Consider the following 23045-nt stretch of genomic DNA (forward strand, 5'->3'; position numbering starts at 1 on the left):
CCGATGGCTGTGCTGCAGTCCGCGGCGGAGTTCGACGAGGCCCAGCGCAAAGCCTCGGTCGCCGCGATCGAGGAAATCGCCAAGCAGTGGGCGAGCACGCCACCCAAGGACTTCGACGCCTGGTTCGCCCGCAACGTCGACCGACTGACACGAACTGTGGAGGCCGGGCAGGCGGCCGCGGTGCGCAACACCGACCGATACGTCTCGGATGCCCTGGAGGAGCAGAACATCCGGGCACCGCGAGTCGCGGAACCTAATCCCTCACGGCTCGTAGGTGTGACCGCGGACGGGCGCACGATCGAAGGACTGCTGGCGCAGTCGGTGATCGGCGCCAGAGCGCGGATCGCGGAGGGCATGCCCGCCTACCAGGCGTGGCAGGCAGCGGGCCTCGAGGTGCGGCGGGTGATCAGCAACGAATTCGCCGACGCCGGCCGGACCGCCACCGGGGTGGGGATCGTGTCCCGGCTCGGCGTCGGGTACGTGCGGATGCTGGTCCCGCCCTCCTGCGCACGCTGCGTCGTTCTCGCTGGACGGTATTACCACTGGTCCAGCGGGTTTCGGCGGCATCCGAACTGCAACTGCAAACACATCCCATCGCGCGAGGACCGCGCCGGGGACAAGACCACCGACCCGAAGAAGTACTTCGAGAGCTTGACCGAGGCCGAGCAGCGCCGGGCATTCACTGTTGCTGGCGCGCAGGCGATCCGGGACGGCGCCGACCTGAACCAGGTAGTCAACGCTCGCCGCGGCCTGACGGTCATCGGCGGCCGCGCACAACGGACCGAGGTCTACGGCCAGCAACTGCTCACCACCCGCGAAGGCGCCACCCGCCGCAGTGTCGCCTCCGCGGCCGCCCGGCGCCGCGGCCGAAACACCCGCGCTACACCACGGCTCATGCCCGAGGCGATCTACGAGATCGCCAAGGGCAACCGGGCGGAAGCACTCAAGTTGCTCCGCGACTACGGCTACATCCTGTAGCCCCTCACACTCCCGCTCGGCGCGAGGCCGGACGGATTTCCCCCGCGATGGAGGATCACCAATGACGGCACCTGCCACCGGAACATCCGTTCCCGGATCGACAGAGCCCACGCCACCTGCGACGCCGACCGTAGAGCCCGCGACGGGTTCGACCGACGGTGATCTCGGCGAGTCCGGCCTGGCCGCTTTGAAGGCCGAGCGCAAAGCCCGCGCAGCGGCCGAGAAGGAACAGACGGCCCTGCAAGCCAAGGTCAAGGCGTTCGAGGACGCCCAGAAGACCGAGGCCGAACGGACCGCCGAACGGATCGCAGCACTGGAGAAGGACGCCGTCAAAGCCCGCAGCTACGAGGCCGCCGAAAAGTCCGGTATCCCATTGGCATTGGCCGGTCGGCTGAAGGGCTCCACCCTCGAGGAAATGGTGGCCGACGCCGAGGAGCTAAAGACGCTCATCGGTGCTACCGCCCCGGCAACCCAAGAACCGGCCACCCCGCCCGCACCGCGGCCCGACCGTCGCCAAGGCGGCGGCGCGGCCGACTCGGCGGGATCCATGGCCGCCGGCCGCGCGGCGTACGAAGCGCGCAAATCCCGCAAGTAATTCTCACGACCCCAGAAAAGGAGGGGCGCAATGGATCTCAAGCTGACCACCGAGACTTTCGGTCAGGACGATCAGTCCTGGCTGGCCTCGGCCGAGGGCACCGATCGTGCACGCACGATCACCCTCGACTTGACCACCTTCACCGCGAACACCCACTACCCCAACGGCTACCTCAAGAGCGGCTTCGCTCTGAAGAAGCTCGTGTCCGGCAAGTACGGGCTGTTCACCGCGGGCGACCACGACGACGAGATCATCGCCGGTCACCTGCTGACCGCGGTGAAGATCTCCACTGGCGCCACCAAGGTCGCCGGCGCTCTGCTCTGGCACGGCGCTGTCATCGCGGCCAAGTGCCCTCACACCGTCAACGCGGCTGGCCAGGCTACGGCCCAGCAGATCAGCTACTTCTGAGAGGAGGCGTAAGCAATGGCTCTCGTCATCAACAGTGACTACGTCAGTCCTGCCGAGCTGACCGGCTACGTCCGGGAAGCTCTGGCTGACAACCCGATCAACGACCTGACCCTGATCGACAACCTGCTGCCCGACACCCTGATCGACGACGTCGAGTTCCGGGCCAACATCACCCAGCACGGTCTTCGTCGCGCCGGCCAGTTCCGTTCGTGGGACACCGAGGCGCCGATCACCGGCCGCAAGGGTGTGACCCGGATTTCCGGCGAGCTGCCCCCGATGTCGGAGAAGCGGCGACTCGGCGAGTACGACCGGCTGCGTCTGCGCAAGGCGGACCAGGCGATCCAGGATCTGATCTACAACGACGCCGTCGATCTGGCCCAGGCGTTGCGGACCCGCATCATCATGGCCAAGGCGTCGGCGGTGGTGAACGGCAAGATCACCCTGGCGGAGAACGGCTTGGATTTGGAGGCCGACTTCGGCCGCCTGGGAGGCCACTCGGTCACCGCGGGCACTCTGTGGAGTGTCACCGGCGGTTCCGCCGCGGACCCGATCGCCAACCAGGAAACCTGGTTCTCGACGTTCCGGGCGACCCAGTCCGGCAACCCGATTCGGGCGATCACCTCCCAGCGGGTCATGTCCACGCTGATGAAGCAGGACAAGATCCGCGCCTACGCCCTGCCGCCGGGCTCGACCGCGGGCATCGTCACCCGCGACCAGGTCAACGCTCTGTTCACGTCGTTCGGTCATCCGGCGTTCGAGATCTTCGACGCCCAGGTCGAGGACGCTGCGGGCAACACCACTCGCCTGATCCCCGACGACGTGATCATCTACGTCGGCGCGAACAAGATCGGCGAAACCCTGTGGGGCACCACCGCGGAGGCGATCGAGCCGGAGTACGGCATCGACGCCAACGACGCCCCCGGCATCGTGGTCGGCTCCTACATCGACAACGACCCGGTCGCCCGGTGGACCAAGGCGTCGGGCATCGGCCTGCCGATGCTGCTCAACGCCAACGCCACGTTTGTCGCCAAGGTGCTGTGATGTCCCGCAAGCTGGCCACCTACGTGCACGTCCCCGACGCCGATGGCGAATACCACGTCTTCGGCCCGGACGACGATGTCCCCGCGTGGGCGGTCAAGGCGATCACCAACCCGGGCGTATGGGCGGTCAAGGCGATCACCAACCCGGGCGTATGGGCGGTCAAGGCGATCACCAACCCGGGCGTATGGGCCGGTGGCGATCCCGAGCCGTCGGAGGAACGGCCGTCGGATTCGTGGACCGTCGCGGATTTGAAGGCCTACGCCGATCTGCGCGATTTCGATCTGGGCGAGGCGACGAAGAAGGCCGACATTCTGGCCGCGATCCGGGCTTCCGAGGGCGATGGCAGCCCCGCTGTTTGACCTGGAGGACGTCCAGGAGATTTCGGGCGAGACGTTCGTGGATCCGGAACTCACGCAGGTGGCCAGGTTCATCACGATCGCCTCGGCGAAGATCCGGGCGAAGGTCTCCAAGATCGATGACCGGATCACCGCCGGCACCCTCGATGCCGATCTGGTGAAAGGCGCCGGCGCCGAGATCGTGATGCGCGCCCTCGCTACCGTCCGCAGGGGCCTCGGTGTGCGACGCACCGAGTACCCGGAGATCTCCACCGAGTACGAGCCCGTGAGCGATTCCGGGCGTTCTCTGGTGTACGTCTCCGATGCCGACGTTGCCGATCTCGTCGACACCGAGTCCGAGGGCAACAGCTTCACGATCATGCCGGGCCCCGCAGCATGAGTTTCCCTGAGCGCTGGACCCTGCTCCGGGCAGGAACGCCTACCGAAGACCTCCTGACGGGCAACAAGATTCCGGGCGATCCGGTCGTTGTCCCGTGGTGGGGTCTGCTGCAGATCCGGATCCTCACCGACTACACGGTGCTCGAGGAGTTCGAGGACGGCCATGTCACTCAACGGCTGACGCTGCTGCTCAACCCCGGACTCCCGGGCGGAGTCGACCGCCGGGACGTGTTCCGTTTCGACGGCCCCGCCGAGGTGTCGGATCTGGTGAAGGTCGGCGACACCGTCACCGTGCAGGGCATTCCGCGAGTTCGCCGCCCCGCCCGCGGTTCTCGCCGTCCCGCCTACATCGCCGCCGTGGTGCGGCATTCGAGCGATCTGAAAGAAGTGCATCCATGATCAAGACCTGGACCGACGAGGCCGGCGTCACCCACTACGCCGACGAGCACAGCAAGGCCTACCGCAAGCGCACCGAACCCGGCGAAGGGAAGGCGCAGACGACGGTGGTCGTCGATACGCCCGCCGAACCCACCGACACCCGGCGGGCGCGCACCAAGACCGACGAGACCGCCGCGGGCTGATGGCCTCAGCCAATGAGGTTTCCGGCGGCCGTGCGCGGCTGGAGATCTTCGCGGCCCAAACCTACCGGGGAGCCCGTCAGGGTTCGACGGCTGAACGCAAGGTGATGGCGGAACGGGCGGCCGCGAAGGCCCGCCAGATCGCCCCTGTCCACTCCGGCGCATACCGCGATGGTGTCGCTGTGGAGGTCGACGGCGACAAGGTGTTCCTCGTCGACAACGACCCGTTGGCGTTCATTAAAGAGTTCGGCACCGTCGATACTCCGGCGCACGCGATCCTCACAGACGCGGCCCGCACCCTCGCCCAGTACAACCAGGCCGGCGCGTTCCGGGCTAACACCGGGCTCGGCGGATGACCACACATCCGGTGCCGTTCGCGCCCGGTGCGGCACGAATGTTCCTGATCGGGCATCCGGAGTTCACGGCCCTGGTTCCTGCGGCCTCGGTGACGACGCGCGAAGCGCCGGACCCGATCGTCGGACCGTTCGTCACCATCCGCGGCCCCGGGAACGTCGGCGTGGATCCGATGCTGCGCAAGCCGCTGATCCAGATCGACGCCTGGGTACCCAAACTCCAAATCTCGGGCGACACAAAGGATCCCGAAGAAGCCGCCTGGGATATCGCCGCGATGGCGGGAACCCTGCTCGGCCGCGCCAAGGCTCAGGAATTCCGGGGCTCGGCGTGGACGGCGCGCTGGACCGACGGACCGATCAACGACATCGACACCACTCGCGGCAAAGACCAGCCCCTGTACCGGGCGCTGGTCCGCGTCGAGATGAAGCTGCGCGCCCCGCGCGCCTGAACCCCTTCCGCCCCGAACGCGTGGGCGCTGCACAGAATTTGGAGGCATCGTGAGCACTCACGCTGATCCCGAAAAGGCATATATCTGGTTGGACGGCGACGGATTCCGCGCCCCCGCCGGCACCGCGATCCCCACCGATCCGTTCGCCCTGTCGCCCGTCACGAGCGGTGTGTCGTGGCTGGCCTACGGCGGCATCGAAGCGGGCTTCGAGGTGACCGCGACCCGGGACGTCAACCCGAAGCGGGTCTGGAACCGCAGGTTGGCACCGTACAAGGTGATCAAGTCCCCGTCGGAGGAGCGCGTGAAGTTGCGTCCCGTGGACTACTCGGTCGCGACCGTGCTCACCACGCTGCAGGGCGGTTCGATCTCCGAGCTGACCGCCGGTGTCTACCAGTGGAATCCGGGCGACGACGAGGAATTCGCGCTGCTGCTGGTGCTGCGCGACGAGGACGCCTCGCAGGCGTTCTACTCCAAGCGGGTCACCCTGACCACGCCGCCGCCGCGCACCTTCGGCGGTGAGGACCTGGATGGGTTCGAGCTCGAACTGCTCGCGCTGGAGCCTTTCGTGCCGCTCACCAGCTTCAACCCGCTGGCGACCGAGGGCACCGTCACCATCGGTGGCAGCCCCTCGGGCGGTACGTTCACGCTCACCTTCGGTGGCCAGACCACCTCGGCCATCGCCTACAACGCCGCGGCGTCGGCGGTGCAGTCCGCGCTCATCGCCCTGTCGAGCGTCGGCTCCGGCAACGCGACCGTCACCGGCTCCAACGGTGGCCCCTACTCGGTCACCATCGACCTGCCCGGCACCCTCACCGGCTCCGGTGCCAGCCTGACCCCGTCCGGAACGGTCACCATCTCCTGATGGCCGCATCCACTCCACGGAAGGCAGCCGCGCGACCTAACCGGTCCGCGGCTGCCCGCCGGCCCAAGCTCGCCGCCGTCCCTACCCCGGAACCGCTGGACCTGCTCGCCGAGTTCCGCACCGAGGAGAAGACGCCGGTACCGATCAAGCTCGGCACGATCGAAGCCGACGTTCTGCGTGGATTCTCCGGTGAACAGGCCATCGAGTTCTACCGCCTCGTCGCGGCGATGGACTTCGCGGGCATGCTCGCGCTGATCACCACCGACGGCGAGGGGCTGTGGGAGTTCGTCGGAAAGCTCCCGCCCGAGCATTGCTCGGCGATCCTCAACAAGGTCATCAACCTCAGCGAGTTGCATGAGGGAAACTTGCTCGCGCCCTTGCCGGGATACGGGATGGATCTCGCTGGGGCGCAGCCTTCGCCGCTGTCTACCGACACCACGGAGTAAACCTCCGCGAAGCACTGGTGACGATGCCCCACCTGGACATCGCCGCTCTCATCGAAGACGCGGAGAAGCGAGACGCGCAGCAGGCCAGGGATTCCGAGAACCTGGCCATGCTCGTCGACCGGTCGGACTTCGATACGACCTTCGACTACATCTCCGGCGTCACCGATCCCGAGGACCCCGAAGTCAAACGGGAACGTGCCTTGCGCGCCAAGCACGGCATCAAGGCGCCGCCGCTGCCGATCTTCGCACCCGTCGCTCAACGGCCGCCGGAGATCACCGCCGAGCTGGTGCAGCGCTACCGCGACGCGCACAAGCCCTACGAGATCCCCGACCCCAACAATTCCGGACCGAAATCCAAACTCGCGCAACTGACTCAAGCGCGCGCACAAGCGGGGAGGTGAGCTAATGCCCGGTGGACGGATCGACATCCTCGTCGCCCCCGACCTGAGAAACTTCGTCTCCCAGATGCGTTCGGGTCTTGCTCCCGCGGTGGCGGCCGCCGGCGCGGTCGGCGCATCCCTGGGTTTGGCCATGGGCGCGGGCATGGCGTTCGAGAAGATCGTGAAGATCGGCAACGAGTTCACGACCTCGCTGAACACCATGAAAGCCGTCGCCTCCGCGACCGCCGACGAGATGGCGAAGGTCTCCGAACGCGCCAAGCAGCTCGGCAACGACGCCTCCCTGCCCGGCACCAGTGCATCGGATGCCGCGGCGGCGATGACCGAGTTGGCCAAGGGTGGCTTCTCGGTGAAGCAGTCGATGGACGCCGCGAAGGGCAGCCTGCAGTTGGCGGCCGCGGCGCAGATCGACGCAGCCCAGGCCGCGACCATCCAAAGCCAAGCCTTGCAGGCGTTCGGCCTGAAGGCCGCGGATGCAGGCCGGGTCGCGGATGTTCTCGCCAACACGGCGAATGCTTCGAGCGCTGAAATCACCGACGTCGCATGGGCGTTGCAGAGTGGTGGCGCGGTCGCCAAACAGTTCGGTCTGACGATCGAGGACACCGCCGCGGCGATCGGCCTCATGGCCAACAGCGGCATCAAGGGCTCCGACGCCGGCACCCTGCTCAAGTCCGCGCTGCTCGCGCTGACAGATCAGGGCAAGCCCGCTCGTGAAGCCATCCACGAACTCGGCCTGACGGTCTACGACTCGTCGGGCAAGTTCGTTGGCCTGCGCAAGCTGTTCGACCAGCTACAGGGCGCGTCGAAGAAGATGACGCCCGAGATGTACCAGGCCGCGACCGCGACCCTGTTCGGTTCGGACGCGATGCGGTTGGCGTCGATCGCCGCGGAGAAGGGGGTCATCGGATACGACTCCCTGCACCAGGCCATGTCGCGCCAAGGCTCGGCCGCCGCAGTCGCCGCAGCGAAGATGGAGGGCCTGCCCGGCGCCATGCAGAAGGCGACCAACGCCGCGCAGGTGCTGGCCCTCGGCGTGTACGACCTGATCAAAGGCCCGCTCGAAGACTTCGCGACCGGGGCGGCCGAACGGATCGGCGACGCGACACCGAAGATCACCTCCGTCATGCACAGCGCCGCCGACGCGGCGATCAGCGTCGGACGCGCAGTCGGCCCGGTAGTCAGCCAACTGGGCGACCTGCCGCCGGTCCTATACGTAGCAACCGCCGCGTTCGTCGCGCTGCGCGCCACCGTGCTGGGGACATGGTTGGCAACAGGTGCCGCCGCAATCGGAACCGCTGCCACCGCGCTCTACGGGTTCGGAACCGCCGCCGTGGGTGTAGCGACCGCGACCGGCCGGATGATCCAAGTCGCCACGATCGGGCAGGTCGCACTGGGCCGATTCGGTTCGGTGATCGCCCAGCTCGGCACACACGTGCCAGTGATCGGCCGGATGCAGTCCGCGTTCATGGACACCTCCGTCGCAGCGAGCAACCTGGCGCGCACTCAAGGCGCGCTCGCCGCGGCCACGGTCGGTGTGCGCTCAGCAACCAACGGCCTGATCAGCCTGCTCGGCGGCCCGCTGGTCGTCGGTGTTCTCGCTGCGGCTGTCGCCGTCTACACCCTGTATTCCGAGATGAAGAAGGGTTCCGACTACGCGAAGAACCTGCGGACCTCGCTCAGCGAGATCGGCAAGGAACGCGCCGCGCTGGCCGAGATCTTCTCTCTCAACGGCGGCGCGTTCGACGACCGCGCCATCTCCAATGTCACCGCCCAGATCGGCACCATGGAAAAGGCCATGGAGGACGCCGGCAAGAACACGAGCGGATTCTGGGGCAAGACCAAGGGATTCTTCACCGGCGAACTCCAGGAGGAGTTCGACAAGAATTGGCGCGCCGACCAGTGGAAGGGCGCCAAGCAGGTCATGGACGACCTGAAGATGTCGTCCGAGCAGCTCGCCGCGACCCTGTCCGATCAGGCCGCGTTCGACACCCTGGCCACGAAGTTGCAGGGGATGGGCACGCACGGGCGGTTCGCGCTGTCCGAGCTCGCCGCGCTGCGTGATGAGATCGTCAAATCCCAAGCGGTAGCGAAGAATACAACGCCCGGCTTTGCATCGCTGTCGCAAGCGGTGAAGGTCCTCTCCGACGAGTCGGCCTCGGCTACCGACCGGATCGACGCGATGAAGTCCGCCTTGGACATCCTGTCCGGGAAGCCGATCTCCGAGCAGCAAGCGCTATCGAAATACAACGCCCAAGTCCGCGAGACCGCGAAGGTCACCGCCGAAGCCTGGGACGCCGCCGAGGGATTCGGCGCCGCACTCATCGGCCAGAATGGTCAGGTCAGCACGGTCACCGAGAACGGCCAGCTACTCTCCGACCGCCTCAACGGGATCCGCGACGCCACGATCGGCGCGGCGGAATCCGGCGCGAACATGGCACCGATCCTCGCCCAGAACGAACGCGACTTCGCTGCCCTCGCCCAAGCCGCCGGCCTCACCGCCGACCAGGTGACTGTGATGGCGGCGCAGCTCGGCTACCTGCCCAAGGACATCGAGATCCTCGCGTCGCTGCGTGGCGCGGATTCGGTGGAGCAGCAGCTCATTGTGATGCAAGGGCTTCTCCGGGTGAACGGCGAAGGCGTCGATATCCCGGTCGAGGCGCTCACCGATAAGGCGAGGGACAAGCTGCTCGAAGCGGGTGTCCTCATCGACACCATCAACGCCAAGCCGGGCACCGTCCATATCAGTGCGCCCGATCTCCCCGCGGTGAACGCGAAGCTCAATGAGCTGATCGCGAAGAACTTGCCGGACAAGGTGCAGAAGGTCAAGCTCGAATACGACACGAGCAACTACTCGCTGCCGGTCGAGACCCGCCAGAAGTTGCATGAGGACATCTCGGGTATCCCGATCGCGCCACGCGCCGAAGGCGGCATCGACAACCTGCCAGGTGAGGCTACGGTCTGGACGCCACAAACCCGGCTCTACCAGGTCAGCGAACCCGAAACCGGCGGTGAGGCTTTCATCCCCCTGGCGCCGGCGAAACGGTCACGCTCCACGAAGATCTTGAGCGAGGTCGCGGGGCACTTCGGGTTCGGGCTGACCAAGATGGCCGACGGCGGTATCGCCCTCTCCCGGGCTATGGGATTCCTGCGCGGCCAGTCCGGCAAGGACTACCAATACGGTGGCGTCGGCAACCCGTCCTGGGACTGCTCCGGCTTCATCTCCGCTGCCTACGCGCTGCTCAAGGGTTTGAGCCCCTACACCCGATGGTTCACCACCGAATCCGATTTCGCCGGGCTGGGATTCAAGACCGGCCAAGACCCGACCAGGCGTGGCCTGTCGGTGGGCATCTACCGCGGCGGCGGCGGCCAGTACTCGCACATGGCCGGCACCCTCGCCGGGACCCCGCTGGAGTCCGGATCCAACGGCGTCCGCGTCGGCTCGGGCGCGCAGTCCGCAGCCTCAGGTGATCTGCCGCTCAAGTTCTATTTGCCCACCTCGTCGTGGAACCCGCCCGAGTCCTCGAGTAACAGCCGTACCTCGCGGTCCTCGCGGTCTTCCTCGCGCGATGAGTGGGACGCCGAGAAAGACCTCGAGTTGGAGTCCGCGCGAATCAGCCTGAACAAGGCGAAGTCTCAGCGCGACGAAGAACTCAAGGACCCGAAACGCTCTGCCGACGACAAGCGCCAAGCCGAGATCGATGTGCAGAAGGCCGAGCTGCGGGTGCAGCAGCTCGAGCAGCAGCGCGACCAAGCCAACACCACCCTCGGGCCCGTACCCGAGGCGCCGGAGCTGACCGGTGATCTCACCGACGACCAGATTCGCCTCGAAGAACTGCAGCTGGCGATCCGCAACGCCCGCGAGGAACGCAACGAGATCTACGACGACCCCGCCGCCAGCGAAGACGAACGCCGCGCTGCGGACCTGTCCCTGCAGAAGGCCATCAACTCACTGGCCGCCGAGCAGAAGGAGCAGCGCGAAGACGACTCGGACACCTCCGGCGGTAGCTCCGGATATTCCAGTCCGGTCACCCTCCTCGGCAATGTCGCCAAGGCGTTCGTGGAGGGCCAGGTCTCCGACGTTCTCAACGTCGTCGGCCTCGGTGGGGACATCGGCGGTGTCACCGGCGCGGCGATCGGTATCGCGGCCAGCGAAGCCGAGAAAGCGAAGAAGGCCAAACCGGCGACCCCCTCATCCGAAGAACTGGCCAAGCAGGGCCCGGTCGTGCCGGGTTCGGCGAACTGGCTCGAGGAGTTGATGAAGACGTTGCGTATCCCTGCGGTCGTGCGCGACCAGGGCGGACCGGTCCCGGACGGCACGGTCGCCATCAACACCTCCGGCGAGACGGAGTGGATGCTCACCGGCCCGCAGTGGCGCTCGGCGGCGGCACAGAAGGCTGGCCGCACACAGAACGTCGACAACCGCTTGATCATCGAGAACCTGAACACCGGCATGTCGGCGGGGGAGTTCCAGCGGGAAATGAAGATGGTGGAGATCGGGCGCCGGACTCGTAGCCGGGCGTTGGTGCCGCGGTGATCGAACCCCGCGGTGGCGTCCTGATCGAGTTGGAGGGCTGCGACGGCAGTTGGTGGACGCTGTCCGGTGAGGGGCAGTGGGACGACGGCGTCGCCCTGGCCGACGAGGACGACGGCACCGACTTCGATGCCATGTACGACCCGCCGATCACCGCCATCTACAACAGCACGGCGTTCGAGGTGGGCGCCACCTACGGCGGGATCCGGGAAGAGAAGTACGACTTCATCCTCGCGATCCACATCATGGGTACTCGCGAGAACCCGTGGCGGTACGTGGACTCGAACTTCCGCAATGCGCTCTCGGCCAAGCGTGACGCGAAACTGTGGGTGACCACGGAGGATTCGCGCCGGTATCTGCCGATCCGGCTGGGTGCGAAGCCGAAGATCAAGGCGGTCAACGACCCCGACAGCGAACAGTACGGCCTGGTGTTGCTGCCACTGGTGGGCGCGTATCCGCGGTGGATCGAAGAGTCCGCGGTCAGCTCGTTCGTCACGGTCACCAACACCACGGTCTCCGGCACCGAAACCGGGTACGTGACCGTGTCCAACCCGCTGCCGGTGGACTACGAGATCTGGCTGCAGTGGGTCGTGCAAGCTGGGACCGCCGGCATCATCTGGACGATCCCCGACTTCTCTTGGGGCAACGACGAATTCGAGCGGGCCGCCACCGACGTGGCTCGCAAGGTCGTGATGCCGCCGCTGATCAACGGCGAGCACCTGCTGATCGACACGGACAAGATGGCCCGCAACGGCCAAGTCAACAGTTCGCTGGACACCGAGGTGTATCAGCGCATGGGCGGCAAGCGGTTCATGTACCACCTGCCCGGCCGTACTCCGGCCACACAGATCCCGGTCACCGTCAGCAAAGCACCGATAGGCGCCGGCATTCAGGTGAAGTGCCCGCGGCCGTGGCCGCGCCCATGGGGATTGGAGTAGACGATGGTCGCGACAATCGACTTCGATCAGGTCTTCACCGAGATCACCGACCGGCTCAAGGCCGACAACGAGCGCCGCATCAAACCGCCGCTGGTTCGGATCTGGGACGGCGACTGGGTACTGCGCGGCGAAGTCCACAACGAAATCAGCGCGAAATTCACACTCCCGGAGAACGAAACCGGGCTCGGCGAAATCCAGATGCCCGCCCACTACTACCTGTCCCGCTGGCTCACCGACCACGATGCCCGCGACACCGCCAATGTCTTCATCACGGTCGACAAAGACGGATCCCGATGGGCGGGGATGCTCGACGACCTCGAGCAATACAAGGACGACACCGGCCAGCGCATCGTCAAAGCGGTATTCAAATCCGACTACGAGCACCTGAAACACATTCTGGCGTACAGCAATCCGTTCCTGCCGCCGGAGATTCAGTTCCCTCGGATCTGGATTCTGTTCGGGCCCGCGAAGTGGGCTTTGAAGTTGACGCTGTTCCTCAACATTCTTCGCCTCGAAGGCAACCTCTGGACGGTCCCCGACGATCCGATCAACGGCGCCGGATGGTTCGACCTGGACCAGTCGACGTGGTCGCAGGTCGTCGCCCCGCTGTCCATCGAGGACGACAACTCCCAGTTCTGCCTCGGGCACTCCCGGTTCAAATACATCCACGACGTCAGCAAACGGATCGCCGCCGATGCTCAACTGACGTGGGAGCCACGCAGATACCTCGACGGCGACGACCCGCCATGGGTTGGCGCGGACTTACGCCACGGGTGTCTGGTGTGGGATCTCGTCGACAACAGCGGGTGGGACACCGAAACCTCGTTCGGTGGCAACCTCTTCACCGGGTTGATCCGGGCGTTCACCACGATCGGTGGCGATGGTATCTCGTCGGGCACCACCGTGATCAGCGATCCCACCTTCCCGCCGGAATACTCCCAGCCCGGCTGGAAAGGCACCCTGCCGAAAGCGCCCGGCATCATCCTGCGCGACGGCGAACGCACCGGCATCCAATCGAATTCATTCCATTGGAAACCGGCGACGGACACGGAATTCGTCACAGGCGGGCACTCGATGCCGGGGGTTGTGGGTGCCCTTCCGGGCTAACCGGAGGGGCACCCACAACCTGAAACCAAGTCAACGAAGCCATCTCCGCGGCGGTCAACATGCTCGGCGACCTGATCGCCGCGGCGTTGTTCGTGCCACCCATCGGCGGCATGGTCGACGCCCTGCTGAAACCGCTGTACACGGATGTGTTCCTGGCGTTCATGAAATGGCAGGACATCCCGAGAGCGAACCGGCTCGGCTGGTCGCACTACCACGAAACCTGGTGCGACGGAGCAGACCGCGCCTACACCCTGTCCGCGTTGATCGCGCTACGCACCGGGATGTGGCGGACCAGGGAGCAAACCACCCACTCCGTCACCGTCGCTGACGGCGTCGAGAACCTGCGGGTCGGCCAACGCGGAAAAGGCAACGCCTACCTCGGAACTCGCATCGGCACCACCGTCCAGGACTGGGGCGCACCCGGCCGGGTGTACGTGGACCGCATCACCGAACTGACCCTGTGGTGGGACCGCAAAACCACACCGCACTGGGACATCGTCGTCGGCCACCGCGAACCCGAGGACCCGATGATGCAGATCCTCGAAATGATCCAGGAAATCTCATCCATCGCCCGTGACCTGGGCGTCGCGTAGGAGGCTGAGTGGGAAAGATCTGGCGGCTCGAGGACATCGACCCGGACAACCCGGAGGAGCGATTCCTCCCTGCGCTGCAAAGCATTCCGATCGGGTTCGGGTCCGATGCCGCCGGTAAGAACCGGATCATCTGGCCGGAGCCGATCGCCCGCGCCATCTCCAAACACCTGACCGAAGCCGGTGTGCCCCCGATAGATCCGGAGACGGCGACGATCGAGTACCGGCCGCCGTACCGCGGTGAGCAGTCACGCTTCAACGGGATGGGCGGCTGGGTGCCCAAGGGATCGGACCCTGCCCCGGATCCGGTGGTGATTCAGGATCCTGCCTCGATGACCGTGCGCGAACGCGACGCGGTCGTGGAACGGCTGCGGTATCAGGGCTACCGCATCAACGAGCCCGAGCCGAAGGCGCCGACAGCGCAGGTCGTCGACACCCTCGACGAGCCACCGCGGTTCGACCCCGCTGGCCACACCGTCTCCGAGGTCAACGCCTACCTGCGGGGCATCGACGACCGGATCGAGTATGGCCGTGTCCTGCACGCCGAACGGAACGGTCAGGCGCGCAACGGAATCCTCAAACGCAACAAGGGAGTGTGACCATGGCTGACCCAACCTGGCTGGCCGACGTCCTGCGAGCTGAAGGCCTGAAGGTCATCGAACACGACGGCTGGCGCGACCGCGGCCACGGCGACTTCGCCGACATCCGCGGCGTCCTGTGTCACCACACCGCTGGCGGCGGGGTGAATGACTGGAAGATCGTCCAGAACGGGCGCCCCGATCTCGACGGCCCGCTCGCGCAACTGGTCCTCGAAAAGGACGGCACCTACCGCGTGATCGCCGCCGGGGTGTGCTGGCATGCCGGCCGCGGCTGGCATCCCGGCTGGCCGTCCAACAATGCCAACTTCCACGTCATCGGCATCGAGGCCGTGTCACGCGGCGATGGATCCGACTGGACCCCAGTGCAACTCGACGCCTACAAGCGCGGATGCGCCGCCATCTTGCGACGCCTCGGCCGCGACGCTGACGACTGTGTGGCCCATCGCGAGTACAGCAGCGAAGGAAAAATCGACCCCGCCGGCATCGACATGGACGACTTCCGCAGCGACGTCCAAGCATTCATCGACGGCAAATCCAAAGGAGGCAAGAACATGGCCATGCTCGAGGAGACCCTCACCAACTACCTGGGCGACACCGTCACTGTCGGCACTGTCCTGCATTACGTGGACAAGCACCTCAACGAGGTTCGCGAGCAGCTCGGCGGCCCTGAGCCGTTCGACGGCTGGCCGCAGCTCGGCGACGGCGATGTCCCGGAACGCACCCTCGTCGACGCCGTCGCGAAGATCCTCGCCGACATCGAGGTGGGCGCTCAGCGGATGACCGTCATCGAGAACAAGCTCGATCGACTGCTGGGAGATGCGAAGTGAACAGCAAGAATCCGTTCCAGTACCGGCCCTCTCAGATCGCAAAGGCCCTCATCGCGCTGCTCACCTCGATCGTGGCGCTTCTCGGCTTGGCCGCCACTACCTTCGCTGACGGCACGTTCGCAACAGTCGGCGGTTGGGCGGCCGCCGCCGCGATCTTCCTGACGCCGATCCTGGTATTTCTCCAGAAGGCCACGCCGTGGATGGACCTGCTCGACCGCATGATCCCGCAGGCGGGTGAGGGCTCCGGCGGTGCTGGCGTGGCTGCTGATCACTGACGCCCAGAACGAGAACGGATCGGCGTTGCCCGTCGAACCACTCTGGCAATACGGGGCTGTCGGTGCGATCGCGGCCGTCTGCATCTACGCCGTGTACCGGCTGTTCAGCAGTCTTGAGGCATCTCGAAGTGCGGAGCTCGAGCGGCTCCAGGCGGCGCACGCATCTGAACTGGAGCGAGTGCAGGCCGCCCATGTGGCCGCGCTCGCCCGCGCCGACGCCGCCTACGACAAGGAAGTCGCGCGCGGGGACCGCATGGAAACCGGCCTGCGGGATCTCAACTCACTGGTCAATAACAAGCTGGCCGGCGCGATGGCCAACGCGACAGACGCCATCCGGGAGGCGCTGGAAATGACGCGGGACCGCAGGCGGCCATGATGCCGGAAAAGTACGCGCGAGATCACGACAACATCGAAGCGATCTTGGCGGATACACGCGAAGCCCACGGCAGGTTGGGCGCGCTCATCGACGTCCTATCGCGGGTGGTCACAGACCTGCGGGCAGAGACAGCCAATCAGCCCCAGAGGGAGGTGCCGCGTGATGGAACCCAGTGAGCTCGTCGGTGCCGTCGAAGCATTGACGGCGGCAGTGGGCGAGCTATCCGAACGCCTGGACGTACAGCAAGAGAATCTCGATCAGCAGCAGAAGATGCTCGACGAGATCGAGAGGCAACGCAAGGGCCTGGACCAGCAACGCAAAGGCTTGAACACCACCCGAATCATCCTGGGCGTGGTCGCTGTCGTCGTCGTGGCGGTCGCGGTTTTATACGGCCGGGTCGACGCGAACTCCGACGGTGTTCGCGAGGTGCAGGAGCGCACCTCCACAGAAATCCTGTGCCCGCTCTACGCCGTGCTGGCCACCAGCATGAAGGTGAACCCGCCGAGCCCCAATCTGACGGCAGAGCAGGCGAAAGCCCGGCAGGCCGCCGCCGACGCGATCATCGCGGGCCTCGAAAAATTGGGGTGTACGTGAAGCTCGGCAGTTGCCGGGGAGGTGAGGCGTAGTGACTACACCGAATCTCCCCACTCCGCCCGAGAACGCGTTCGTGGTTGGATATTTCGGCGATGACCTGAACGAATCCACCATCAAGGCCATCGCCACCGGCGGAGCCAAGGTCTCCTTCAGCGGCGTGCAGACCGGCATCAACGGGCAGATCAAAACCCCGATCGTGCAAACCCAAGCAGTCGCTGTCACGACCGGTGTGATCGGCGGCCAAACCGTCACCCGCTACCTGTACACCTCCGGCGGGACATGGACGAAACCCACACCGGCGTCAGGGAAACGCATCTCCCGCATCGGGATCGCGGTCATCTGCGGCGGCAACGGAGGCAACGGCCCCACCGGCAGCAACGGCGACGGCTCCGAAGGCGGCGAGGGCGGCGGCTACCTCTACAAGGAATTCGTCGACTCCGCGGTCGGATCCTCGCTGACGGTCACGATCGGCGCGGGCGGGTCCGGTGGTGGGCAAGGTGCGTCCGGGACAACCGGTGGCGTCACCAGCGTCGGCAGCCTCGTTGTCGGCGTGCCCGCCACCTCCAATGTGCAGACCTCCCAAGGGGCGTTGGGCGCGACTACCGCACCGGGTAGAGGCGGCACCGGCGGCGGAGGCGGCAACTCGTCGGAGTACAACTACCGCTCACCCGGATACCGCGGCCAGTCCACCGCCCTCGGCGTGGGAGGCGCCGGCGGCAGCGTCGCAGGGGATGGCTCCGCTGCAGGCACGACCGGCACTGATGCGCACATCTTCTCCGGAGGCGGTGGAGGTGGTGGCGGCGGCGGCTCGAGCGCGTCCGGTGGCGTCGGTCTTCCTAGCGGACAGCGACCTGGTGGCGGCGGAGCAGGTGCCGCGCCTGGCGGTGGTGGCGGTGGCGGCGGTGGCGGCATCAAGAACAGCAACGCCAGCTGGCCCTCCGGTGGGGCGGGCGCCAACGGCGGGGCGGCGATCTGGGTCTACTACGAGGAGATCACCACATGATCGCGGAACTGGTTTTCCCTGAGCATGATTCGTGGATCGGCGACGCGAAAATCTATCGGCTCGACCCACCGTATGAGGGACACGAGCACGTGGCCATCACCGTGCATCCGGTCGCGGGCGGGGAGTGGCAGAACGCCGGGGTCGACGTCGTCGGCTGCACCGCCGAAGGGCTCGTGCCGGGCGCTTACGTCGTCGCCGTCTATCAAACCTATGTCGTCATGACCCACGCGGAAGTACTTGGCGTGCTGGGCTATTCGCTGCAGGAGGCACCGTGACAGTGGTACTGGGCATGACCAGCGCCAAGGGTGAACTACCGCTGGTCACCGGCTCGGACTACCAGTACGTCTTCCACTGGACCGACCCCGACACCGGTGAAGCGGCGGACTTCCCCGACGGTGCCGAGCTGTACTACCTGATCGGCGCCATGTCGAACCCCAGTCCGGCGCAGTGGGACTTCGTCATCGACGGCGACACCGCCACCATCAAGAAGGAATCCACGGTCGCTGACGTGGTCGCGCACCGGACACCGTTCCGCCTTCTATTCAAAGAGGACACCACCCCAACCACCGAGACGGTTCTGGTGTACGGGCTGGTGAGGAGAGTCGAGCCGCGATGACCTTAATCGGATCCACTCCCGACGCCATCATCCTCGGCGCGACCGAAACCCCAACCGGTGCGATCCTCGTTCCTGCCCGCGGCCGTGACGGGCGCAGCGTCGAAATCGTCGGCGCTGTCGCCACCTACGCCGCCCTGCCCGCAGGCCTCGGCGTCGACGACGAGGGCAAGGGCTACGTCGTCAACGCGGACGGCAAAGCGTATTTCTGGACCGGCAGTGCTTGGCCCGCGAACGGTACCGGCGCGCAGTTCGTCGGCCCGACAGGTGCCACCGGTTCGACAGGTGCGACAGGCGCGCAAGGTGCTCAGGGCGTGGCTGGTCCCACCGGATCCACAGGCGCGACAGGAGCAGCCGGCGCCACCGGGCCCCAGGGCGAGACGGGACCAGAAGGACCCGAAGGTCCCGAAGGCCCGCAAGGTGACACCGGCGCGACAGGTCCCACCGGGGCAACCGGTGCGACAGGCGCTCAAGGGCCGCAAGGAATCCAAGGCATTCAAGGCGCGACCGGCGCGACAGGGCCCGAAGGTCCGCAGGGCGAAGGGCTCCACGTCGACGGACAAGTCGACACCTACGCGGAGCTGCCGGGGACTGCCGACGAGGGTGAAGCCTGGGCGGTTGGGGCGGATGCCCTGCTCTACATCTACAGCGGCGGCTGGCCGGCCGAAGGTTCCGGTGTCGTCATCCGCGGCCCAGCCGGGCCGACCGGCGCGACAGGCGCTACCGGTGCCGCGGGTGCGATCGGCGCGACCGGGGCCACAGGTCCAACCGGACCCACAGGGCCGCAAGGCGATCCGGGCGAAGACGCCGACATCGACACGATCTTCACCGCGCCGACCTATACCGGCGATCTCGATTCGGTGTCCCTCGGCTGGCGCTCGTGGGCGCAGGGCTCGGTATCACATCACCCCAGCCTCGGCGACGGTCTATCGAGCACCTTCAGAAACGAAGACGACACCGCGCGCGGCCAACTGGCCTACTCGGTCACCGGCCCCTACGGTCTGCGGTTCCGGCTCGGTGGCAGCTGGGGCACCTGGTCGATCTTCTATCCGGGTCACGACTCGTGGACCGACATCGTCGACAAGCCTGCGGTCATTGCCGCTGGCGCCAACGCGGCGGCCGCCCGCGCGGTGATCAGCGCCGTCGCAACCAGCCTTACCCTCACCGCCGGGACCGGCCTCACCGGCGGTGGCGACCTCACCGCGGACCGCAGTTTCGCGGTCGCCTATGGCACCAGCTCGACGACGGCTTGTCGCGGCGATGATGCCCGGCTCTCCGACGCCCGCACGCCCACCACGCACACCCACACCGCGACCGGCATTTCCGACTCCACGTCGATCGGCCGCACGATCCTCACCGCTGCCGACGCCGCTGCAGTCCGCACCGCGATCAGCACCATCTCTAGCGGCGACTCTCGCCTGACCGACACCCGCACGCCGACGACGGGCACCGTCCCTTACGACGTCAGCTTCATTGCATTCGGCAAGGACACCACCAGAGCGACTGGCACCGGTGACAATCCGTTCGGGCTGAAGCTGCAACGCGCCGTGACGTTCACGTCCGTCACCTACCGCGTGGCGACCGCGGACGCCTCCGGCAACCTCGTGGTTGAGCTGCGCAAGAATGGCTCGGCCGTCTCGGGTTCGAGCGCCACGATCGCCGCCGCCAATCAGGTCGCCGGCGGAACCGCTACCGGCACCTACGCTTTCGCAGCGGGCGACATCCTGACCGTCCAGATCACCGGCGTCGGAACCACTCCCGGCAAGGGTTTGATCGCCGACATCCTCGGGTTGGCGTAATGCCGTGCATCATGGTCACTCCCGCCCTGGCGACCGCGGCTCCAGCGGCGGTGGTGGCCGCAGCGTCGATCAGCGGCGGCACTACATCGCTGACCTGCGCGAAGCCCACGGGCACCCTCGAGGGTCACGTGATGATCGCGTATCAGTGCTCGGACTGGGGGACCTACGCCGCGCTCACCGCGCCCGCCGGGTGGACCTTGCTGACCGGGCTGGATCGCGGCAGTGACAACCTCCACCTCAAAATATGGTCGAAGGTTGCAGGCTCCTCGGAGGCGTCGACGTACGCGTGGCCGCAGGGCTCCGGAGTCGACGGGTGCGTCTCGATCGTCACGCTACGTAATGTCAACACCAACACCGGCACCTGGCTGTTCGCGACTCCCGTGTTCGCCGCGGCCGCAGCCTCCCGGGTAGCGGCGAGCGTGACCGGTGCCGGGACGGGCGCGATCATGCTGGCCCACTCGATGATCGAGCCGCAGAACACCGCGTGCAGCTACGCCCCGCCGGCGGGGATGACCGAACGCGCTGACGTGCAGTCAACGACCTGGGTCACCCAGTCCGTGGCCTCATTGGATGGACCGACCAATCCGACTGGCACCAAGACGTTCACCGTGTCGGGGACGCTGAGCAGCGTCGGCGGGATCGAGTCCTCGATCGTTATCCCCGCCGCATAAGGGTCGAGCTGCAACGCGGTCACTTCACCAGATCAGCCCGAGTGAGCGCGACCTTGGCACCTCCGAAAGGCACAACGGAGTCGCCGGCCTTCGCGAAAGCGACCTGAAACCACATGCGTGTCCGATAGCTGTCTGAAACGCGCACTACCTCCGCCCACATCAAGACGAGCAACTCGTTGACGAATTCAGGCCGGCCGTAGTCGGCGACTACCAAGCCCGACTCGGTCGCTTGCCCGCTGATGACGCCACGCGCCATCGCCTCGAGCGCATCTTCGCTGACTGTGATCGACGTTGTCGTAGAAGGCGCGGGCTCAGAGGCGCTGTTGTCGGCGCCGCAGCCAGCTAGCGCGACCACGGCAATCAATGCCACAGCGAGGCGGATTCTCATCGTGTCTCTCCTGAGCTTCGATGCGACATCGCCTTCTGGGCGGCTCCCCCCGACAGGAGTCGTCGCCCGGCCATAGTCCAGCATCGATGCTCGACGCGCTAGAGGCACTCCTGCTTTCGGCGGTGTGTTCGCATCAACCCGCCCTAGTCCTCAGGCTGGTACGCGACGAGGTCCGCAACCTTGTAGCTGTACGGGTAGGCGCCGGGAGCGTCCAGGACTGGTTCGACCAGCACCCGAGTGGGTTCACGGTTCTCGTCGGTCTCGAGGATCTCCAACACCTTGAACACCGTTACCGGCGACGCTTTCACCTGCACCTTGTCACCCACCTGAAATGCCACCCGGCCACACTATCCGGCTGGTACGACAACGCCCCGACCCTCACGTGAGGGTCGGGGCGTTTCGTCATGCCCGGGGTCTAGCGGCGGCTGGTCACGCGATGACGCGGACGTCCGTGGCCTGCGGGCCCTTGGTGCCCTCACCGATCTCGAACTCCACCTGCTGACCCTCCTCGAGGGAGCGGAAGCCCCCGCCGGTGATCGAGGAGTAGTGGACGAAGACGTCGGGGCCAGCGTCGGCGGCCTGGGCGATGAACCCGAAGCCCTTCTCCGCGTTGAACCACTTGACGGTGCCTTGAGCCATTGTTCTTTTCCTTTTTCTCGTTCCCCAGCTCTGTGCTGGAAGTTTGAGCGCCCCGGCCACCCAGTGCCGGGGCGCTTACTCGCTGCGCGGTTCCGCATCACGCAACGAAATCTCTTGTCGTGCTAGGCCCCTGACGTGCTGGGGCACACCAGCACGTCAGGGGTTCAGGGGTGCTGCGAGTCGCGCTGTGCTCGGATGCCAGGCCAGGTTGTGAACGGCGAGGCAGTCGGCGGTGCGGGGGTCGCCGTCGCGGGCGTGTTCTCTGCGGATCATGTTCCAGAGGGCGTCGGGCATGAGTTCGCGGCACTGCCCCAGCGCGACGTCGGACAGGGTGGTGGTTGTGCCGTTGTGTTTGATGGCGCGGACGCGAATCACGCCTGCGTCGTCGTACCAATCGGCTACGGCGCCGCCAGCCTCGGTGGTCCAGATCTCGCTCACTGCTCCGGCTCCCAGCCGGGGCGGTCGTCGAGCCAGATCGCGGGCATCGGCAGCCGGCGGTCGAGCATGATCATGGTCCACAAGGTGTCGAGCGAGACGTGGTAGCGGCGCAGCATTTCCGCAGCGGGCCAGTAGAGGACCGGCGTCGGAGGTGCGTCCGGGACGCAGCCGGGCGTCCAGGGGTCGGCGCGCTCGGGATCCCAGCCGGGGTCGGTGCCGAGGCGAATGTCTTCGCCCAGTACCGGAGTCGAGCCGGTGTGACGCCACCGCGTCAGGACGGGCACCTCGACCTTCTTGCGCTGGGCCAGGCTGGTGAGGCTGATGTAGCGGGGTGCCTCGGAGGTGACGATGGCTTGGAGGCGGAGGGTGGTGGCGGCGCCGGTGACGGCTCGGGTCATCGGCTGGTCCGTTCGACGGGGATGAGCTTGCCGGCGTCGACGAGGGTGTGAAAGGCAACGAACTTGGCTTCGCACGTTTGGTGATCGCAGTCCCGGTAGGCCTGCATCGCGTGGTGGGCTTCGTCGACCGTGTACGACCGGTCGGGTGCCGGGTGGTTGCATTCTTGGACCGGGCGTCCGACAGCGGCGACTATCAGCAGGCCGAGGACGATGGCGATACAGGTGATGATGAGTGCGGGCATGGGCGGTACCCCAGGGGTGTGTGTTTGTTAGGAGGCACCCAGCGCGGACGGAGAGTATGGCTACTAACGCTTCGCAGGTCACAAGCTGTGCGAAGTCCGTCCGGCACTGGATGCAACAATCACGTTAAGCGCCCGAACGACCCTGAAAGTTCAATAAAAGTTCAAAATGTCCCTG

Annotated in this window: 33 protein-coding genes; 27 read left to right on the top strand and 6 right to left on the bottom strand. The window is 66.3% G+C overall.

What is annotated here, in order from left to right:
* Nucleotides 1–3: 3 nt before the first annotated feature.
* From AB0H76_RS15300 to AB0H76_RS15430, 27 genes are all read left to right on the top strand, one after another.
* Nucleotides 4–978, top strand: coding sequence for a hypothetical protein (locus AB0H76_RS15300; protein WP_357323145.1), 975 nt, complete (start codon nucleotides 4–6; stop codon nucleotides 976–978).
* A gap of 61 nt (nucleotides 979–1039) precedes the next feature.
* Complete coding sequence (locus tag AB0H76_RS15305) at nucleotides 1040–1573, top strand: hypothetical protein (RefSeq protein ID WP_357323147.1); 534 nt, start codon at nucleotides 1040–1042, stop codon at nucleotides 1571–1573.
* Nucleotides 1574–1603: 30 nt separating this feature from the next.
* On the top strand, nucleotides 1604–1981 hold the full coding sequence (locus AB0H76_RS15310) for a potassium transporter (protein ID WP_357323150.1): 378 nt from the start codon (nucleotides 1604–1606) through the stop codon (nucleotides 1979–1981).
* Between the two features lie 15 nt (nucleotides 1982–1996).
* Nucleotides 1997–3022 (top strand): major capsid protein, encoded by a 1026-nt coding sequence (locus tag AB0H76_RS15315; protein WP_357323153.1) that lies wholly within the window; start codon nucleotides 1997–1999, stop codon nucleotides 3020–3022.
* Nucleotides 3022–3381: a hypothetical protein gene (locus tag AB0H76_RS15320; protein WP_357323155.1), complete on the top strand. Its 360-nt coding sequence runs from the start codon at nucleotides 3022–3024 to the stop codon at nucleotides 3379–3381. Before AB0H76_RS15315 ends, AB0H76_RS15320 begins: the two co-directional genes overlap by 1 nt.
* Nucleotides 3362–3757, top strand: a complete 396-nt coding sequence (locus AB0H76_RS15325; RefSeq protein ID WP_357323158.1) for a hypothetical protein — start codon at nucleotides 3362–3364, stop codon at nucleotides 3755–3757. Before AB0H76_RS15320 ends, AB0H76_RS15325 begins: the two co-directional genes overlap by 20 nt.
* Nucleotides 3754–4155, top strand: coding sequence for a hypothetical protein (locus AB0H76_RS15330; RefSeq protein ID WP_357323160.1), 402 nt, complete (start codon nucleotides 3754–3756; stop codon nucleotides 4153–4155). Before AB0H76_RS15325 ends, AB0H76_RS15330 begins: the two co-directional genes overlap by 4 nt.
* Entirely contained in the window at nucleotides 4152–4337 is a 186-nt protein-coding gene (locus AB0H76_RS15335) for a DUF4124 domain-containing protein (protein WP_357323163.1), read from the top strand. Before AB0H76_RS15330 ends, AB0H76_RS15335 begins: the two co-directional genes overlap by 4 nt.
* A complete protein-coding gene (locus tag AB0H76_RS15340; RefSeq protein ID WP_357323166.1) occupies nucleotides 4337–4690 on the top strand; it encodes an HK97 gp10 family phage protein in 354 nt (117 codons plus the stop codon). Before AB0H76_RS15335 ends, AB0H76_RS15340 begins: the two co-directional genes overlap by 1 nt.
* Nucleotides 4687–5136 carry a hypothetical protein gene (locus AB0H76_RS15345; protein ID WP_357323168.1) on the top strand — a complete coding sequence of 150 codons (450 nt, stop codon included), beginning with the start codon at nucleotides 4687–4689 and terminating at the stop codon, nucleotides 5134–5136. Before AB0H76_RS15340 ends, AB0H76_RS15345 begins: the two co-directional genes overlap by 4 nt.
* Nucleotides 5137–5185: 49 nt before the next feature.
* Complete coding sequence (locus AB0H76_RS15350) at nucleotides 5186–5998, top strand: hypothetical protein (protein WP_357323171.1); 813 nt, start codon at nucleotides 5186–5188, stop codon at nucleotides 5996–5998.
* Nucleotides 5998–6444, top strand: a complete 447-nt coding sequence (locus tag AB0H76_RS15355; RefSeq protein WP_357323174.1) for a hypothetical protein — start codon at nucleotides 5998–6000, stop codon at nucleotides 6442–6444. The genes AB0H76_RS15350 and AB0H76_RS15355 overlap by 1 nt, the downstream gene beginning before the upstream one ends.
* A 17-nt stretch (nucleotides 6445–6461) precedes the next feature.
* The gene (locus AB0H76_RS15360) at nucleotides 6462–6845 is read left to right on the top strand and encodes a hypothetical protein (protein WP_357323177.1); all 384 of its coding nucleotides are present in this window, start codon (nucleotides 6462–6464) and stop codon (nucleotides 6843–6845) included.
* A gap of 4 nt (nucleotides 6846–6849) precedes the next feature.
* The gene (locus AB0H76_RS15365) at nucleotides 6850–11376 is read left to right on the top strand and encodes a phage tail tape measure protein (protein WP_357323180.1); all 4527 of its coding nucleotides are present in this window, start codon (nucleotides 6850–6852) and stop codon (nucleotides 11374–11376) included.
* Nucleotides 11373–12311: a phage tail protein gene (locus AB0H76_RS15370; protein WP_357323183.1), complete on the top strand. Its 939-nt coding sequence runs from the start codon at nucleotides 11373–11375 to the stop codon at nucleotides 12309–12311. The genes AB0H76_RS15365 and AB0H76_RS15370 overlap by 4 nt, the downstream gene beginning before the upstream one ends.
* Nucleotides 12312–12314: 3 nt before the next feature.
* On the top strand, nucleotides 12315–13418 hold the full coding sequence (locus tag AB0H76_RS15375; protein ID WP_357323186.1) for a hypothetical protein: 1104 nt from the start codon (nucleotides 12315–12317) through the stop codon (nucleotides 13416–13418).
* 59 nt (nucleotides 13419–13477) lie between these two features.
* Nucleotides 13478–14011, top strand: coding sequence for a hypothetical protein (locus AB0H76_RS15380; RefSeq protein WP_357323189.1), 534 nt, complete (start codon nucleotides 13478–13480; stop codon nucleotides 14009–14011).
* Nucleotides 14012–14019: 8 nt separating this feature from the next.
* The gene (locus AB0H76_RS15385) at nucleotides 14020–14607 is read left to right on the top strand and encodes a DUF2744 domain-containing protein (protein WP_357323192.1); all 588 of its coding nucleotides are present in this window, start codon (nucleotides 14020–14022) and stop codon (nucleotides 14605–14607) included.
* A gap of 2 nt (nucleotides 14608–14609) precedes the next feature.
* Nucleotides 14610–15434, top strand: a complete 825-nt coding sequence (locus AB0H76_RS15390; protein WP_357323195.1) for an N-acetylmuramoyl-L-alanine amidase — start codon at nucleotides 14610–14612, stop codon at nucleotides 15432–15434.
* The gene (locus AB0H76_RS15395; protein WP_357323198.1) at nucleotides 15431–15709 is read left to right on the top strand and encodes a hypothetical protein; all 279 of its coding nucleotides are present in this window, start codon (nucleotides 15431–15433) and stop codon (nucleotides 15707–15709) included. Before AB0H76_RS15390 ends, AB0H76_RS15395 begins: the two co-directional genes overlap by 4 nt.
* Nucleotides 15684–16085 carry a hypothetical protein gene (locus tag AB0H76_RS15400; protein ID WP_357323201.1) on the top strand — a complete coding sequence of 134 codons (402 nt, stop codon included), beginning with the start codon at nucleotides 15684–15686 and terminating at the stop codon, nucleotides 16083–16085. The genes AB0H76_RS15395 and AB0H76_RS15400 overlap by 26 nt, the downstream gene beginning before the upstream one ends.
* Nucleotides 16086–16247: 162 nt before the next feature.
* Nucleotides 16248–16679, top strand: a complete 432-nt coding sequence (locus AB0H76_RS15405) for a hypothetical protein (protein WP_357323204.1) — start codon at nucleotides 16248–16250, stop codon at nucleotides 16677–16679.
* Nucleotides 16680–16710: 31 nt separating this feature from the next.
* Nucleotides 16711–17682, top strand: a complete 972-nt coding sequence (locus tag AB0H76_RS15410; protein ID WP_357323206.1) for a hypothetical protein — start codon at nucleotides 16711–16713, stop codon at nucleotides 17680–17682.
* Entirely contained in the window at nucleotides 17679–17957 is a 279-nt protein-coding gene (locus tag AB0H76_RS15415; RefSeq protein WP_357323209.1) for a hypothetical protein, read from the top strand. Before AB0H76_RS15410 ends, AB0H76_RS15415 begins: the two co-directional genes overlap by 4 nt.
* A complete protein-coding gene (locus AB0H76_RS15420) occupies nucleotides 17954–18298 on the top strand; it encodes a hypothetical protein (protein WP_357323211.1) in 345 nt (114 codons plus the stop codon). The genes AB0H76_RS15415 and AB0H76_RS15420 overlap by 4 nt, the downstream gene beginning before the upstream one ends.
* Complete coding sequence (locus AB0H76_RS15425; RefSeq protein ID WP_357323214.1) at nucleotides 18295–20094, top strand: hypothetical protein; 1800 nt, start codon at nucleotides 18295–18297, stop codon at nucleotides 20092–20094. The genes AB0H76_RS15420 and AB0H76_RS15425 overlap by 4 nt, the downstream gene beginning before the upstream one ends.
* An 11-nt stretch (nucleotides 20095–20105) precedes the next feature.
* Entirely contained in the window at nucleotides 20106–20765 is a 660-nt protein-coding gene (locus AB0H76_RS15430) for a hypothetical protein (RefSeq protein ID WP_357323217.1), read from the top strand.
* A gap of 19 nt (nucleotides 20766–20784) precedes the next feature.
* Here the strand turns inward: AB0H76_RS15430 and AB0H76_RS15435 are convergent, their stop codons facing one another.
* From AB0H76_RS15435 to AB0H76_RS15460, 6 genes are all read right to left on the bottom strand, one after another.
* Nucleotides 20785–21153 carry a hypothetical protein gene (locus tag AB0H76_RS15435; protein ID WP_357323220.1) on the bottom strand — a complete coding sequence of 123 codons (369 nt, stop codon included), beginning with the start codon at nucleotides 21151–21153 and terminating at the stop codon, nucleotides 20785–20787.
* Nucleotides 21154–21296: 143 nt separating this feature from the next.
* Entirely contained in the window at nucleotides 21297–21491 is a 195-nt protein-coding gene (locus AB0H76_RS15440; RefSeq protein ID WP_357323222.1) for a hypothetical protein, read from the bottom strand.
* Between the two features lie 91 nt (nucleotides 21492–21582).
* A complete protein-coding gene (locus tag AB0H76_RS15445; RefSeq protein ID WP_357323225.1) occupies nucleotides 21583–21792 on the bottom strand; it encodes a cold shock domain-containing protein in 210 nt (69 codons plus the stop codon).
* 156 nt (nucleotides 21793–21948) lie between these two features.
* The gene (locus AB0H76_RS15450; RefSeq protein ID WP_357323227.1) at nucleotides 21949–22230 is read right to left on the bottom strand and encodes a hypothetical protein; all 282 of its coding nucleotides are present in this window, start codon (nucleotides 22228–22230) and stop codon (nucleotides 21949–21951) included.
* Entirely contained in the window at nucleotides 22227–22628 is a 402-nt protein-coding gene (locus tag AB0H76_RS15455; protein ID WP_357323230.1) for a hypothetical protein, read from the bottom strand. The genes AB0H76_RS15450 and AB0H76_RS15455 overlap by 4 nt, the downstream gene beginning before the upstream one ends.
* A complete protein-coding gene (locus tag AB0H76_RS15460; RefSeq protein ID WP_357323233.1) occupies nucleotides 22625–22870 on the bottom strand; it encodes a hypothetical protein in 246 nt (81 codons plus the stop codon). Before AB0H76_RS15460 ends, AB0H76_RS15455 begins: the two co-directional genes overlap by 4 nt.
* Nucleotides 22871–23045 lie beyond the last annotated feature (175 nt).

This window comes from Nocardia sp. NPDC050712 (assembly GCF_040654295.1).
Lineage (GTDB): Bacteria > Actinomycetota > Actinomycetes > Mycobacteriales > Mycobacteriaceae > Nocardia.